The following is a 13,734-nucleotide window of genomic DNA, read 5'->3' on the forward strand; positions in this document are numbered from 1 at the left end:
CGTTCAAGCTTACGTCTCTCAGGTAATGAGGCCGAACCCGCGTGCCGCCCTGGTGTAGTGCCTGCTCAGCTCGGTGTCGATGACCGCCGAGGCGGCCGCGTCGAGCAGCGGGGAGCCGGGGGCCGACGTGAGCACGCCGTCGGGGGCGAGCCTGGCCCTCGTCAGCGCCGACTCCCTGATCGCCTCGACGCTCTCGCCGCGCAGCACGGCCGCCTGCATCGGCGCCAGGTAGCTGCCGTTGGCGATCAGCTCCTCCAGGTCGGCGAGGTCCTCCTCCGTCGTCGCCCGCAGCGCGAGCGCCCGCCACCGGCCTGCCGACTGCGCGCCGCCCGCCTCGGCCAGCCTGGTCAGGACGTGCTCGACGATCAGCACGGGCCAGCCGAAGGCCCTGCCGACGAGCCTGCCGAGCAGGCCGACGGCGTTGTAGGAGGAGTTCGGCGCCCAGGCGCCGAGCGACATCGCCATGGCGACGTCGGCCTCCCTGCGGGCGCTCAGCGGTTCGGCGCCCAGGAGCGAGTGCCGCCACTCGCCGAGCGTGGACAGCGCGCCCTCCACGAGGAGGCCGTCGTCGGTGACGGCCGTGGCGTAGGAGCCCGCCAGCAGCGCCACCCGCTGCCTCGGCGAGACGGCCAGCCACAGCGGAAGCCCCACCAGCAGGACGGGGGCCCTGCGCACGCCGAGCCTCAGGTAGACCGCGGCGGTGGACAGGTCGAGCACGGCGACCTGCGCGGGGCGCGGCACGCCCACCTCGTGCGCCACGCGCGCGGCCAGGCCGTACAGCTCGGGGGCGGCGGAGGGGGCGAGCACCTCGGCGTCGTCGGGCAGGCGGCCTAGGCGCGGACGCAGCAGCACCCCGATCGCGACGAGGAGGGCGCCGAGCATCCAGGACAGGAACAGGGAGGGGGAGCCGACGACGATGAGCACACCGAGCACGACGAAGCCGAGTGTCAGCGCGTGGACGGCGAGGGACACGGCGAGCGCGGCGATCCTGCGCATGCCGCCGATCCTAGAGGCGGCTCAGGACGATGTCAGCGCTGTCTGGCCACCGCCTGGAGAAGGTCCTCCTCGTGCATCTCGTACGGCTCGGCCTCCAGCGCCTCGGCCAGCCGCTTCTCCGCGTACGGCATGACCTCGTCGACCACGATGCGCCGCCCCGCCTCCTGCGACAGCGAGGTGACGGCCGCGTCGGCAAGGCCGCAGGGCACGATCCTGTTGAACCACCTGAGGTCGTTGGCGCAGTTGAGCGCGAAGCCGTGCATCGTGACGCCGCCCGCGATCCTGATGCCGATCGCGCCCAGCGCCCTGTCGGGGCCGCCCTCGCCGGGCACCCAGACACCGCTGCGCCCCTCGATCCTGCGCACGGCCACGCCGAAGTCGGCACAGATCTGGATCATGGCGTCCTCGAGCGCGTGGACGTAGGCTCCGATGTCGCCGACCCGCATGATCGGATAGCCGACGAGCTGGCCTGGCCCGTGCCAGGTGACGCGCCCGCCCCTGTCGACGTCGACGACGGGGGTGTCGTCAGCCGGCCGTTCGTGCGCCGCCGTGCGCTTGCCCGCGGTGTAGACCGGGGCGTGCTCCAGCAGCAGCGCGGTGTCCCCGAGCGATCCCGCGACCCTGTGGGAGTGAACGCGTCTTTGGAGAGCCCAGGCCTGCTCGTAGGGCACGTCCACGCCAAGACGGACAATCGTCAGCTTCGCCACAGAACAAGGTTACTCACAAGAAACGCGCCCGTGGGACTTCCTTTGCCCCAGCTCAGCCGTCATGCCGTGAGAAGCCTCGGCTCGATCCTGAACTCCTTGACGCCGCCGGCGCCGTCGTGCTCGACCTTGTAGGCGTAGCCCGCGGGGTCGACGGTGACGGCCTGGATGAACTCGGTGCCCACGTAGTGCAGGCCGACGCCCTCGTCGGCGGCGTAGCCGTCGGGCAGCTCGCCCGAGGCGACCGACGCCTGCAACAGCTGGCGGCGCTGGGGGTCGGAGTTGTAGTGGACGCCGCAGGAATAGGGGAGCATGGCCAGGCCGTCGGCCCAGGTCCGCAGCGTGGGGCCGAAGGAGTCGGTGTTGCCGCCGACGTGCCAGCACAGCGCGCCCGCGCTCTGCCCCGCCAGCACCACGCCGGACTTCCAGGCCTCCTCGAAGGCCTCGTCGAGGCCGTGCAGCCGCCACAGCGCCGCCAGGTTGGCCACGCTGCCGCCACTGACGTAGATCATGTCCTGTTCGAGCATCCACGCCTTGGGGTCCTCGACATTGGGCATCGGGAAGACCGTCAGGTGGCTCACCTCGACGTCCCAGCCCGCGAACGCGCCGTACATCTTCAGCAGCCAGTCGGAGTCGTCACCCGTCGCGGTGGCCAGCAGGCCGAGCTTCGGCCGGTCCTGGCCCGTGAGGTCAAGGGCGTAGCGCAGCAGGGGGCTGGCCTCGATGAAACCGTATCGGGCGGTCTGCCTGAAGGAGCCGCCGCCGATGGCGAGGATGTGCGACTGTCCTGACCTGCTCATTGTGTAACCCCCACGGGTGAGTCGGACGAATGGCTCACTAGAGTACGGCGGTCAGCGCGTCGTCGAGGGTCGGATGCAGGAACCTGAAGCCTGTGTCAAGCAGTTTCGCCGGGACGGCTCGCTGTCCGATCAGCAACCCTTCGTCCGCGAAGCCGCCGAGCGCGGTGTGCAGCGCGAAGCCAGGCACGGCGACCGGCATCGTCGCCCTCTTCACCGCCCTGCCCAGGGCTTTCGTGAACTCCTTGTTGGTCACCGGCTCGGGGGAGGTCAGGTTGACCGGCCCCACCACATCACGATTTTTCAGGACATGGAGAGCTGCGCGGACCCAGTCGTCCAGCGAGATCCAGGCCCACCACTGCCGCCCCGACCCCAGCGGCGCGCCGAGTCCCATCCTGAACACCGGCAGCATCTGCTTGAGCGCCCCGCCCCTGCCGCTCAGCGTGATGGCCGTGCGCAGCCGTACGGTCCTGACGCCGGCCTGCTCGGCGGCGGCCGCCTCCTCCTCCCAGCGCTCGCAGAGCTCGGCGAGGAAGCCTTCACCGCGCGGCCCGCTCTCGTCGGTCACCCGGTCGCCCGTATCGCCGTAGAAGCCCGCTCCAGAGGCCGACAGCAGCACCTCAGGCGGCCGCTCCAGCCCCCTCAGCGCGGTGACCAGTGTCCTGGTGCCCTCGACGCGGCTGGCGACGATCTCCCTCTTGTACGCCTCGCTCCAGCGGTGCTCACCGAGCCCCGCGCCCGCCAGGTGCACCACGGCGTGGGCGCCTTCGAGCGACGACCTGTCCACGAGGCCCCGCTCGGGATCCCATCGCGACTCCTCGGTGCCGCGCGGCGCCGTGCGCACCAGCCGTACGACCTGGTGGCCCTCGGCCTTCAGCGCGGTGACCAGCGCGGTCCCCAGCAGCCCCGACGCGCCCGTCACGATGATCGCCATTCATCCACCCTACGCCCGGGGCCGCCGCGTCCGCCGTACCGGCGGTGGAAAGGGGCCGGGCGCCCGCGGAGAGCTCCGCGGGCGCCCGGTGTGATCACCTCGGGTGTTACGCCAGACCCAGCTGGGCCTCGAAGCGGCCCTCCTCCAGGCGGCGCTTGATCGTGGTGAGGAAGCGCGCCGCGTCGGCGCCGTCGACCAGGCGGTGGTCGTAGGTCAGCGCGAGGTAGACCATCGAGCGGACCGCGATGACCTCGCCCTCGGGGGTGTCGAGCACGACGGGACGCTTGACGACCGCACCGGTGCCGAGCATGCCGACCTGCGGCTGGTTCAGGATCGGCGTGTCGAACAGCGCGCCGCGGCTGCCGGTGTTGGTCAGCGTGAACGTGCCGCCGGTGAGCTCGTCGGGCGTCACCTTGTTGTCGCGGGTGCGCTCGGCCACGTCGGTGATCTTCCTGGCCAGGCCGGCCAGGTTGAGGTCGCCGGCGTTCTTGACGACCGCCGCGAGCAGGCCACGGTCGGTGTCGACCGCGACGCCGAGGTTCTCGACGTCGAAGTAGGTCACCTCGTTGGTCTCGTTGTTGATCGTGGCGTTCAGCTTCGGGTGCTGCTTGAGCGCCTCGACGGCGGCCATCGCGAAGAACGGCGTGAAGGTCAGCTTGACGCCCTCACGGCGGAAGAACTCGTCCTTGGCGCTGTTGCGCAGCCGGGCGATCTTCGTGACGTCCACCTCGACGACCGAGGTGAGCTGGGCGGCGGTCTGCAGGGACTCGACCATGCGCTTGGCGATGGTCTGGCGCAGCCGCGTCATCTTCTCGGTACGGCCACGCAGCGTGGTGTCGACCTGGACAGGCTCGGGCGCGGCCGCGGGAGCCTGGGCGGCTGCCGCGGGAGCGGCGGGCGCCTGGGCGGCGGGAGCGGCGGGCGCCGCGGCCGGAGCGGCGGCCTGAGCCGGAGCGGCCTGGTCGCGCTGCGACTTGGCGGCCTCGAGCACGTCCTGCTTGCGGATGCGGCCACCGACGCCGGTGCCGTTCAGCGAGTCGAGGTCGACGCCGTGCTCGTTGGCCAGCTTGCGCACCAGCGGCGTGACGTAGGGGCTGTCGCCACCAGACGGCAGCGGGGTGGCGGCCTGAGCCTGGGCGGGCGCCTGAGCCTGGGCGGGCTCGGGAGCGGGCGCCTGCGGGGCCTGGGCCTGCGGAGCCTGGGCCTGGGCGGGCTCGGGAGCACGAGCGGGCGCGGGAGCCTGCTGGGCGGGCGCGGCCTGCGGCGCGGCGGGCGCGGGCTGCGGGATCGAGGAGGCGGGCGCGGGAGCCGGCTCGGGCTCCGGCTCCGGCTCGGGCGCGGCCTCGGGAGCCGGGGCGGCGGCGCCCTCCGTGCCGTTCTCGTCAATGATCGCAAGCTCGGCGCCGACCTCGACGGTCTCGTCCTCGGCGACGACAATCTTGGTAAGGACACCCGCCGACGGCGACGGGATCTCGGTGTCGACCTTGTCGGTGGACACCTCGAGGAGCGGCTCGTCGGCCTCGACGCGCTCGCCCTCCTTCTTCAGCCAACGGGTTACCGTGCCCTCGGTCACGCTCTCGCCGAGCTGGGGCATCTGTACGGAGACCGGCATGGGTATGACTTCCTCGAGTTCTTAGTTGTGGACGTGCAGGGGCTTGCCGGCCAGCGCCAGCATGGCCTCGCCCATGGCTTCGGACTGGGTCGGGTGAGCGTGGATCAGCTGGGCGACCTCCGTGGGGAGCGCCTCCCAGTTGTAGATCAGCTGGCCCTCGGTGACGAGCTCGCCGATGCGGCGGCCGACCATGTGGACGCCGACGACGGGACCGTCCTTCTGGGCGAGGACCTTGACGGCCCCCGAGGTTCCGAGAATCTGGCTCTTGGGGTTGCCGGCCAGGTCGTAGACCTGCTCGACGATCTCGATGCCCCGCTCGGCCGCCTGCTTGGAGGTGATGCCCACCGAGGCGACCTCAGGGTCGGAGTAGGTGATGCGCGGCACGCCGTCGTAGTCGATGGGCGGCGGGTTGAGGCCCGCGATGTGCTCGGCCACCATGATGCCCTCGGCGAAGCCGGCGTGCGCCAGCTGCAGGGTGGGGATCAGGTCGCCGATCGCGTAGACGCCGGGCACGCTGGTCTGGCAGTGCTCGTCGACGACCACGGCGCCGCGCTCGATCGTGACGCCCTGCTCCTCGAAGCCCATGCCCGCGCTGACCGCGCCGCGGCCCACGGCCACCAGCAGCAGCTCGGCGTCGAGGGTCTTGCCGTTGGCCAGCGTGACGACCACACCGGTGTCGGTGGTCTTGACGCTGTCGAAGAAGACGCCCAGCTCGTACTTGATGCCCCTGCGGCGGAAGGCCCGCTCCAGCAGCTTGGAGCTCGACTCCTCCTCCAGCGGCAGCAGGTGGGGCAGCGCCTCGACGATCGTGACCTCGGCTCCGAAAGAGCGGTAGACGCTGGCCAGCTCCACGCCGATGACGCCGCCGCCCAGCACGATGACCGAGGTGGGGACGCGATCCATCTTCAGCGTGTGCTCGCTGGTGATGACGCGCTCGCCGTCGATCTCGAGGCCTGGCAGCGACTTGGGGGCGCTGCCGGTGGCCAGCACGATGCTGCCGCCCTCGTAGACCTCCGCGCCCACCTGGACGCGGTTGGGGCCGACGAGTCGGCCCTCGCCCTCGACGATCGTGACGCCCGCGGACTTCAGCAGGCCCTGAACGCCCTTCCACGCCCGGGTGACGATCTTGTCCTTGAAAGCGTGGACGCCGGGCACGTCGATGCCGTCGAAACGGGCCTTGACGCCGTAGGCCTCGCTCTCGCGGGTCTCGTCGGCGATCTCTGCCGAGTGCAGCAGGGCCTTGGTGGGGATGCAGCCGCGGTGGAGGCAGGTGCCGCCGATCTTGTCCTTCTCGATCAGCGCGACCGTCTTGCCCAGCTCTGCCGCCCGCAGTGCGCAGGCGTAGCCGCCGCTACCGCCACCTAGGACGACGATGTCGTAGGCCACAGGAAAGCTCCTTGTCGGATGGTGATGCCGTCATCTTTTCACTTGTTAAGGCCCGTTGCGGCCCTCTCGGCCAGTCCGATGAGGGTGCGGGTGATGGCGCCCGTGCCGCCCTTCGGGGTGTAGCCGTGCGGCTCGCCCTTGTTGAAGGCGGGACCGGCCATGTCGATGTGCGCCCAGCGCCTGCCCTCGGGGACGAACTCCTTCAGGAAGATGCCGGCGGCCAGCATGCTGCCCCAGCGCTCGGGCTGGAGGTTGGCGATGTCGGCGATGGGGGAGTCGAGGCCCTTGCGCAGCTCCTCGGGCAGCGGCATGCCCCACGCGCCCTCGCCCACGGAGTTGGCGACCTCGACGACGTGCTCGCGAACGGCGTCGTCGTTGGACATGACGCCCGCCGTACGCCAGCCGAGGGCGACGATCTGCGCGCCGGTCAGGGTGGCGACGTCGACGATCAGGTCGGGGTCGTCCTCCGCGGCGCGGGCGATGCCGTCCATGAGGACCAGGCGGCCCTCGGCGTCGGTGTCGAGCACCTCGACGGTCTTGCCGCTGTAGCTGGTCAGCACGTCGGAGGGGCGCGTGGCGGTGCCGCTGGGCAGGTTCTCCGCCAGGCAGAGGTAGCCGACGGCGTTCACCTTGAGCCCGAGGCGGGCGATGGCGACGAGGGCGCCGAAGACCGCGCCGGCTCCGCCCATGTCGGACTTCATCCAGTCCATGGCGGAGGACGGCTTGAGCGAGAGGCCGCCCGAGTCGAAGGTGATGCCCTTGCCGACGAAGGCCAGCGTCTTGGCCGCCTCGGGGTGGGTGTAGGACAGGCGGACCAGGCGCGGCGGGTTGGCCGAGCCCTGGCCGACGCCGACGATGCCGCCGTAGCCGCCCTCCTTGAGCTGCTTCTCGTCGAGCACCTCGACGCTGAGACCGGCCTTGCCGCCCTCCTGCTCGGCGATCTCGGCGAACTTGGCGGGCCACAGGTCGGAGGGCGGGGTGTTGACCAGGTCGCGGACCAGTGCGACGGAGTCGGCGACGATCGAGGCGCGCTCGGCGGAGCCTCCGGCCGAGGTCAGCACGTCGAGCTCGGCGACGGGAGCCCTACGCTCGCCGTTGGTGCGGTACCGGCTGTAGTCGTAGGCGCCGAGCAGGCCGCCCAGCGTGACCGCCTCGGCCTCCTCGGCCGAGGTCGCGGGCAGCGCGAGCGCGGCGCGCGCGGTGCCGGCCAGTGAGCGGACGGCCGCGCCCGCCGCGCGGCGCAGGCCCTCCTGGTCGGCGGAGTCGCCGAGACCGACGGCGACCAGCAGCGGCGCGGTGATGGCGCCGAACGTGGGGATCTTGGCCAGTTCGCCGGCCTTGCCGGTGAAGGCGACGGTGGCGAGCGCCGTCTCGAAGGCGCCGTCGACCGCCTCGATCGAGGAGCGGGGGCCCTGCGGGCCGGACACGAATCCGACGACCAACGCGTCGGTGTCGAACGAGACGGGATCTGCTGAGTTCAGCCGCACAGTGGTCACGTAGACCGATGCTATCCACGGTTGGCGGCTTATTCATAAACAGGGGTTCATCCTACCAATACTCTCCCAAGAAATGGTGCTAGTGTTGATAGCACCATGTTGCTCACGCTCGATCTCAACGACCCCCGCCCCCTGCACGAGCAGGTCGCCGGGGCGATCAGGCGCGCCATCGGCGACGGCTCCTATGCGGCGGGGGATCGCCTCCCTCCTGCAAGGGACCTCGCCGACGCGCTCGGCATCAACGCCAACACCGTTCTCCGCGCCCTGCGCGACCTGCGCGACGAAGGGCTCCTGGAGTTCAGGAGAGGGCGGGGAGTGAGCGTGGCCGGTGTCCCGACGGGACGCGCGCTCATCGTCCAGCGGGCACGTGACCTGCTGGAAGAGGCGAAGAAGTACGGCTACAGCCGCGACGACCTCATCGACGTACTGAAGGAGCTGCCATGAACAGGGCATTGACAGCGGCGGGGATCTGGGGGCTGATCGTCACCGCCGTCCTCGTGGGCGTCCCCCTGGCCCTCCGTGACAGGCTTCCCGACCCTCTGGCCACTCACTGGAGCGGCGCGGGTCCCGACAACCACATGTCCTTCACCCAGAACCTGCTGTTCACCGTCGCCATGGCGCTCGTGGCACTCGCGATCATGATCGGTGTCGCCCTGCACGGAAAGGCCTTCGAGCGGCGGCTGAGCCGCGCCTACTGGTGGGGCTTCCTGGTCGGCTGGGGCCTGTTCGTGATCGGCATGGAGCTGTCGATCGTCTACTCCAACCTCGACGTCTCCGACTGGACGCGGGCCAGGCCCCTCGGGTGGGGCGTCGCCGTCACCATGGCGGTGGCCGCCGCGGCCGGTGTCCTGGCGGGCTACCTCCTCAAAGGCGCTCCCGACCAGGCCCCCGAGCCGGGAGAGGCCCCGCCCGGGCTGCGGCTGAAGGCGGGACAGCGCTCGGTGTGGGTCAGCCGCGTCTCCAACGCCTGGCTGGCCGCGCTGGCGGTGGCCTCGGGCGTCGTGGCGCTGGTGCTGGGCGCGTCCACGGCGCTGGGGTTGATGGAGGGCGCGGCCTTCGGCCTGCTCGGTGTCTCGGTGATCCTGCTGGTGGCAGGGCTGCTCACCTCCTCCGCCACCGTGCGGATCACCCAGGACGGCGTGGCCATCGGCTTCGGCCCCCTCGGCTGGCCGGTGCGCAGGATCAGGCTCTCCAAGATCGAGAGCGCGTGGTCCGAGGTGCGCCACCCGAGCCAGGTCGGCGGCTGGGGGCTGCGCGGCGTGCCGGGCATGGCGGCGATCATGCTGCGCGGCGGCGACTGCCTGGTGCTGCGCTACCACTCGGGCGGCCAGCTGGTCGTCAGCGTCGACGACGCCGCCCGCGGCGCGGCCCTGCTCAACGCCCTGCTCGCGGAGCGCGTCGGACGATGACCAACCGCCACGAGCCCTTCCTGCCCGCCGACCCCCACCGCTCGCGGCAGTGAGCCTCCCCCCGTTCCCCTCTGCCCGGAGACGCTCGTGATCCTGCTCTTCCTGCTCGTGGCGTACGGCCTGGCCTGGCTGTCCGCACTCCCTCTCTGGCTCGGCGGCGGCCTGGCCGACCCCTCCTTCGGCCCTCTCGTCGGCCTCATGATGTTCACCCCTGCGCTCGGCGTGCTGGCCGTGTGGGCGGTCAGGCGCACCCCGTTCCGCGCGTGGGCGCGCGAGACGGGCCTGACCCTCGGCGAGCGAAGAGGCCGCACCATCGGGCTGTTCTTCGCGACCTGGGCGGCCGTCCCGCTGGTCGTGTACGGCACGCTCGCCATGACCGCGGCGCTCGGGCTCGTCTCGCTCGACCTCGGACGCCTCAGCCTGTTCACCGCCACGATGCGCGCCACGGGCATGCCCCTGCCCGGCGACCCGCACGCCGCGCTGCTCGTCCAGCTGGCGGTCTCGACCCTGCTCCTGCCCGTGCTCAACCTCGTGCCCATGCTGGGCGAGGAGTGGGGCTGGCGCGGCTGGCTGCTGCCCAAGCTGGTGGCCTCACGAGGGGTGTTCGCGGGGCTGGTGCTGTCCGGGGTCATCTGGGGCCTCTGGCACGCTCCGGCCACCGCCCTCGGCTACAACTACCCGAGCCTCGGCCCGTGGGCGGCGCTGCTGTTCGTCGGGTTCTGCGTGCTGGCCGGCATGCTGTTCGGCTGGCTGCGGCTGAGGACGGGCAGCGTGTGGCCCGCCGTGATCGGCCACGCGGCGCTCAACCCCGCCGCCTCGCTCGCGCTCATGCTCGGCGACGCGGCGGCCCCGCCGGACACCGTGGTCGCGGGCATCACGGGCCTGGCCGGCTGGGCGGTGCTGGCCGTCCTCACCGCGCTGGTGTTCAGGCGCTGGCCCGTCCGGCAGGAGCAGCCGGCCGGCTGACCAGAGCTCGGCCGATCACCGCCGGTTGAGCGCGGCTCGGCCGATCACATCGGCCGGTTGACCAGGGATCGGCCGATCACATGGGCCGGTTGAGCACGGCTCGGCTGATCACATCGGCTGACCGGAACGGCCGGCTTGATGCGGCCGGTTGAGCATGGGGTCAGCCGGTCGCGGCGCACACCACGAGCACGGCGGTGGTCGCGGTCTCGACGAGCGCTCCGAGAACGTCACCCGTGACCCCGCCCAGCCTGCGCCTGGCGTGGTGGAGCAGCGCCATGGCCGCCCCCAGCCCTGCCACGACCGCGATCGGGAGCGCCAACCGGGACAGCGCCACGCCCGCGACCCCCGCGACGGCCACCACGGCGAGGGTGACCAGGAGGGCCGTGCGGCGGCGTACGGTGCCGGCCACCATGTCGCCCAGACCACCCGGCCTGGCGGAGGGGACGCCGTCGGCACAGGCCCAGGTGAGCGCCAGCCGTCCTGTCACACACGCCGTCACCAGCGCCGCGGGGCCCGCCTGCGCGAGCGCCGCGCACTGCACGAGCAGCGTGAACACCAGCGTGACGACCCCGAACGGCCCGATGTCCGACTTTTTCATGATGTCGAGCGCCTGGGCGGCGGGTTTCCCGCTGCCCAGGCCGTCGGCGAGGTCGGCCAGGCCGTCCAGGTGCAGCCCCCTGGTCAGCACCGCGAGGAGCCCGAGCGCCAGCGCCGCTTCGAGCAGTCCCGAGCCAGGCAGCAGAAGCGGGAGGCAGCTCACCACCCCGAGCGCGAGGCCGACCACCGGCGCCAGGACCATCGCGTGACCGGCCACCTCGCGATCCACCCGGTCCACCCTGACGGGGAAGACGCTCAGCGTCCCCACCGCGAACCGCAGCCCCGCCGACCCGACCATGACCGCCGATCCTAAGCTCCCACCCACCCCACCCCTCGGGCACCCCCGCTCGCCTCGGGCACCCCCGCTCGTCTCGGGCACCCCTGGTTGCCTCGGACATCCCTCGTTGCGTCGGACACCCCCCGTACCCCTTGATGGCGGCCCTGTATCTCGAACCCTCGGGCCGATCGGTGGAGCGGCGGTGGCTAGGGTGGCCGGATGCATGCCGTGGAACTCGAAGGTGTCAGTGTCAAGGTGGTCGGCAGGGCGCTGCTGGCGGGGATCGACTGGCGGGTCGCCTACGGCCAGCACTGGGTGATCCTCGGTCCCAACGGCGCGGGGAAGACCACGCTGCTGTCGCTGGCGGCGGCCGTACGGCATCCGACCGAAGGCGCGGCCACCGTCCTCGGCCGCCGTCTGGGCAGGGTCGACCTCAGGGAGCTGCGCAGCGACATCGGCCTCGTCGCCGCCAGCCAGCGCCTGGTGGACGAGAGCCTGCTGGAGGAGGAGGGCGCGACCGCGCACACCGTCGTGCTCACCGGGCACACCGGCACCAGTGCCCCGCTCTGGGACCGCTACGGGCAGGCCGAGCACGACAGGGCGCACGCGCTGCTGGCCGACATGGGCTGCAAGGACCTGGCCGACCGGCTGTTCATGGTGTGTTCGCAGGGGGAGAGGGCCAGGATCAGGGTGGCGAGGGCGCTCATGGCCCAGCCGGCGATGCTGCTGCTCGACGAGCCCTTCGCCGGCCTCGACCTCCCCGCGCGCGAGGACCTCATCACCGCCGTCGAGGACCTGGCGGAGCGCGAAGGGCTGACCACGGTGACGGTGACGCACCACCTGGAGGAGGTGCCGGCCACGACCACGCACGCGCTGCTCATGCGCGACACCCGCATCCTGGCGGCCGGTCCCGTGGAGGAGACGCTGACCGCGCCGGCGCTTTCGGAGTGCTTCGGGCGCGAGCTGCGCGTGGACCGCCTGGAAGGGCGCTGGTCGGCCCGCGCGGTCCGCAGCCCCCGCCCCTGAAGCAGCGCGCCCACCTAGACAGGAGGAGATCCACACCGTCCGCCGCTCCCCTGAGGCGGCGCGTGCCTCCGGAGGTCGGAGGAGGCCCGCGCCGTCCGCTGCTCTCCCTTGAAGCGGCGCGCCTGCCGAGGCCGGTCCGCCGCGCCGCTGGAAGCGGTGTGCCTACAAGGGCAGGAGACGGCCGGCGACGACGAGTGCGACATCCTCGGACTCGGCCGCCATACGCTGGTTGAGCCGGCCGAGCGCGTCGCGGAAGGCGCGCCCGCTGGAGGTGGAGGGGACGACGCCGAGTCCGACCTCGTCCGACACCGCGACGACGCGCTGGGGGGTCGAGCGCCACGCCTCGACGAGCTCGTCGCAGCGCCGTACGACCTCGTCGCGGCGGGAGGGCTCCTCCCACGCGCCCGCCTCGTCGAACATCGCCGCCAGCCACGTGCCGAGCCCGTCCACCAGCAGCGGCGTCGTGGCCCGCGCGATCGCCTCGGCCAGCGCGGTCGTCTCCTCGCCTGCCCAGTGCGCGGGGCGCCTGGCCCGGTGGGCGGCCACCCGCGCGGCCCATTCAGGATCGCCGTGACCCGAGGGCCCCGTGGCGAGGTAGGTGACGTGCGGCTCGCCGGCCAGCCGTAGCTCGGCCTCCGCGGACTTGCCCGAGCGTGAGCCGCCGAGCAGCAGCGTGCGCCGCGCGGGAGGCGGCATGGGCGAGGGGGTGTGGGAGGTGTCCAGGACGCCGCCGTCGGGTACGGCTCTCGCCCCCCACAGGGCCAGCCGCCTGGCCAGCTCCTCGGGCCTGACGCGGTGGTCGAGCCCGACGGCGACCACATGGGTCGAGGAGGTGACGACGCCGCGCCCGCGCAGGTCGCCGAGGACGAAGGGGTCGCGGATCAGATCGAGCAGCACGACGTCGCAGGCCGCCTCCCGAGGGGAGGCCCAGGCGGATGGTGCGGGGAAGGGAGGGAAGAGGAGCCGGGAGCCGTCAGGGGCGACGAGGACGGGACCGTCGAGGCGGTAGCCGGGCGCGAGCCCCTCACCGGGCAGCCTGAGCGCCTCGTCGACCACCACCTCCAGCGGTGACCGCGATCCTGATGGGAGCGACGCGCACGAGACGCACGAGCAGCCGGGTGAGGGCCAGCCTTCGCGCCCCGCCGTACCGATGAACCTGACAAGCACGCCTCACAGCGTGGCACGCCCGCGGGAGCGTCGCGCCACGAGGACCCCTCCCGCCAGGAGCACCGCGGCGCCCGCGCCTCCCGCGATCCACAGAACGGGAAGGCCGCCCTCGGCAGGCTCCGAGGGCGCGGCGGCGACCTCTGAGCCGCCCTTCGCCCTCGCGGGGTAGTCGTTGACCGCGAGGACCGCGCCCGCGCCCTCGGCGCGCACCCTGCCGGCGAGCGAGAGGAGGTCCACGCCCGTGGCCCCCTCGGCCCCGCTGACGCACCTGGTGAGCGCGGCGGGCGGCTGCTCGCCTGGGTAGGCGTCGGTCTCGGCGTCGCCGAAGTCGACCACGACCGCGACTCGCGATACGCTGTCTGAGGCG

The 13,734-nt window shown here is 72.3% G+C and carries 14 protein-coding genes; 4 read left to right on the forward strand and 10 right to left on the reverse strand.

Annotation, left to right across the window (positions count from 1 at the left end):
* Positions 1 to 18: 18 nt before the first annotated feature.
* The 7 genes from ABFX55_RS49530 to ABFX55_RS49560 form a co-directional block, all read right to left on the reverse strand.
* On the reverse strand, positions 19 to 996 hold the full coding sequence (locus ABFX55_RS49530) for a M48 family metalloprotease (RefSeq protein WP_346131208.1): 978 nt from the start codon (positions 994 to 996) through the stop codon (positions 19 to 21).
* A 32-nt stretch (positions 997 to 1,028) separates the two neighbouring features.
* Positions 1,029 to 1,703 carry a lipoyl(octanoyl) transferase LipB gene (gene lipB / locus ABFX55_RS49535; protein ID WP_183658674.1) on the reverse strand — a complete coding sequence of 225 codons (675 nt, stop codon included), beginning with the start codon at positions 1,701 to 1,703 and terminating at the stop codon, positions 1,029 to 1,031.
* A gap of 59 nt (positions 1,704 to 1,762) precedes the next feature.
* Entirely contained in the window at positions 1,763 to 2,500 is a 738-nt protein-coding gene (locus ABFX55_RS49540; protein WP_346131210.1) for a Type 1 glutamine amidotransferase-like domain-containing protein, read from the reverse strand.
* Positions 2,501 to 2,537: 37 nt separating this feature from the next.
* On the reverse strand, positions 2,538 to 3,431 hold the full coding sequence (locus ABFX55_RS49545) for a TIGR01777 family oxidoreductase (RefSeq protein ID WP_346131212.1): 894 nt from the start codon (positions 3,429 to 3,431) through the stop codon (positions 2,538 to 2,540).
* Between the two features lie 106 nt (positions 3,432 to 3,537).
* Complete coding sequence (gene sucB / locus ABFX55_RS49550; protein ID WP_346131214.1) at positions 3,538 to 5,043, reverse strand: 2-oxoglutarate dehydrogenase, E2 component, dihydrolipoamide succinyltransferase; 1,506 nt, start codon at positions 5,041 to 5,043, stop codon at positions 3,538 to 3,540.
* 21 nt (positions 5,044 to 5,064) lie between these two features.
* Complete coding sequence (gene lpdA / locus ABFX55_RS49555) at positions 5,065 to 6,429, reverse strand: dihydrolipoyl dehydrogenase (protein WP_183658682.1); 1,365 nt, start codon at positions 6,427 to 6,429, stop codon at positions 5,065 to 5,067.
* Between the two features lie 38 nt (positions 6,430 to 6,467).
* On the reverse strand, positions 6,468 to 7,925 hold the full coding sequence (locus ABFX55_RS49560) for a leucyl aminopeptidase (RefSeq protein WP_346131216.1): 1,458 nt from the start codon (positions 7,923 to 7,925) through the stop codon (positions 6,468 to 6,470).
* A gap of 96 nt (positions 7,926 to 8,021) precedes the next feature.
* Between ABFX55_RS49560 and ABFX55_RS49565 the strand changes: the two genes are divergently transcribed.
* From ABFX55_RS49565 to ABFX55_RS49575, 3 genes are all read left to right on the forward strand, one after another.
* Complete coding sequence (locus ABFX55_RS49565) at positions 8,022 to 8,369, forward strand: GntR family transcriptional regulator (protein ID WP_346131218.1); 348 nt, start codon at positions 8,022 to 8,024, stop codon at positions 8,367 to 8,369.
* On the forward strand, positions 8,366 to 9,334 hold the full coding sequence (locus tag ABFX55_RS49570; RefSeq protein WP_346131220.1) for an SdpI family protein: 969 nt from the start codon (positions 8,366 to 8,368) through the stop codon (positions 9,332 to 9,334). Before ABFX55_RS49565 ends, ABFX55_RS49570 begins: the two co-directional genes overlap by 4 nt.
* Before the next feature lie 87 nt (positions 9,335 to 9,421).
* Positions 9,422 to 10,300 carry a CPBP family intramembrane glutamic endopeptidase gene (locus ABFX55_RS49575; protein WP_346131222.1) on the forward strand — a complete coding sequence of 293 codons (879 nt, stop codon included), beginning with the start codon at positions 9,422 to 9,424 and terminating at the stop codon, positions 10,298 to 10,300.
* Between the two features lie 160 nt (positions 10,301 to 10,460).
* On the opposite strand, the gene ABFX55_RS49580 is transcribed toward ABFX55_RS49575, so the two are convergent.
* Entirely contained in the window at positions 10,461 to 11,195 is a 735-nt protein-coding gene (locus ABFX55_RS49580; RefSeq protein WP_346131223.1) for an adenosylcobinamide-GDP ribazoletransferase, read from the reverse strand.
* A gap of 198 nt (positions 11,196 to 11,393) precedes the next feature.
* Here ABFX55_RS49580 and ABFX55_RS49585 point away from each other — a divergent pair, with 198 nt between their 5' ends.
* Positions 11,394 to 12,200 carry an ABC transporter ATP-binding protein gene (locus ABFX55_RS49585; protein ID WP_346131225.1) on the forward strand — a complete coding sequence of 269 codons (807 nt, stop codon included), beginning with the start codon at positions 11,394 to 11,396 and terminating at the stop codon, positions 12,198 to 12,200.
* A gap of 162 nt (positions 12,201 to 12,362) precedes the next feature.
* Here ABFX55_RS49585 and ABFX55_RS49590 read toward each other — a convergent pair whose 3' ends face one another.
* Complete coding sequence (locus ABFX55_RS49590) at positions 12,363 to 13,367, reverse strand: bifunctional adenosylcobinamide kinase/adenosylcobinamide-phosphate guanylyltransferase (protein ID WP_346131227.1); 1,005 nt, start codon at positions 13,365 to 13,367, stop codon at positions 12,363 to 12,365.
* A 3-nt stretch (positions 13,368 to 13,370) separates the two neighbouring features.
* A partial coding sequence (locus ABFX55_RS49595; RefSeq protein WP_346131229.1) for a hypothetical protein occupies positions 13,371 to 13,734 on the reverse strand: 364 nt, incomplete at its 5' end.

This window comes from Nonomuraea roseola (genome assembly GCF_039535395.1).
Taxonomy (GTDB): domain Bacteria; phylum Actinomycetota; class Actinomycetes; order Streptosporangiales; family Streptosporangiaceae; genus Nonomuraea; species Nonomuraea roseola.

Bases quoted from the DNA above. Each gene is read 5' to 3' on its own strand.
- ABFX55_RS49545 (WP_346131212.1), bottom strand. From the start codon at position 3,431: ATGGCGATCATCGTGACGGGCGCGTCGGGGCTGCTGGGGACCGCGCTG.
- sucB (WP_346131214.1), bottom strand. From the start codon at position 5,043: ATGCCGGTCTCCGTACAGATGCCCCAGCTCGGCGAGAGCGTGACCGAG.
- ABFX55_RS49580 (WP_346131223.1), bottom strand. From the start codon at position 11,195: ATGGTCGGGTCGGCGGGGCTGCGGTTCGCGGTGGGGACGCTGAGCGTC.
- ABFX55_RS49530 (WP_346131208.1), bottom strand. From the start codon at position 996: ATGCGCAGGATCGCCGCGCTCGCCGTGTCCCTCGCCGTCCACGCGCTG.
- ABFX55_RS49540 (WP_346131210.1), bottom strand. From the start codon at position 2,500: ATGAGCAGGTCAGGACAGTCGCACATCCTCGCCATCGGCGGCGGCTCC.
- ABFX55_RS49565 (WP_346131218.1), top strand. From the start codon at position 8,022: ATGTTGCTCACGCTCGATCTCAACGACCCCCGCCCCCTGCACGAGCAG.
- ABFX55_RS49570 (WP_346131220.1), top strand. From the start codon at position 8,366: ATGAACAGGGCATTGACAGCGGCGGGGATCTGGGGGCTGATCGTCACC.
- ABFX55_RS49585 (WP_346131225.1), top strand. From the start codon at position 11,394: ATGCATGCCGTGGAACTCGAAGGTGTCAGTGTCAAGGTGGTCGGCAGG.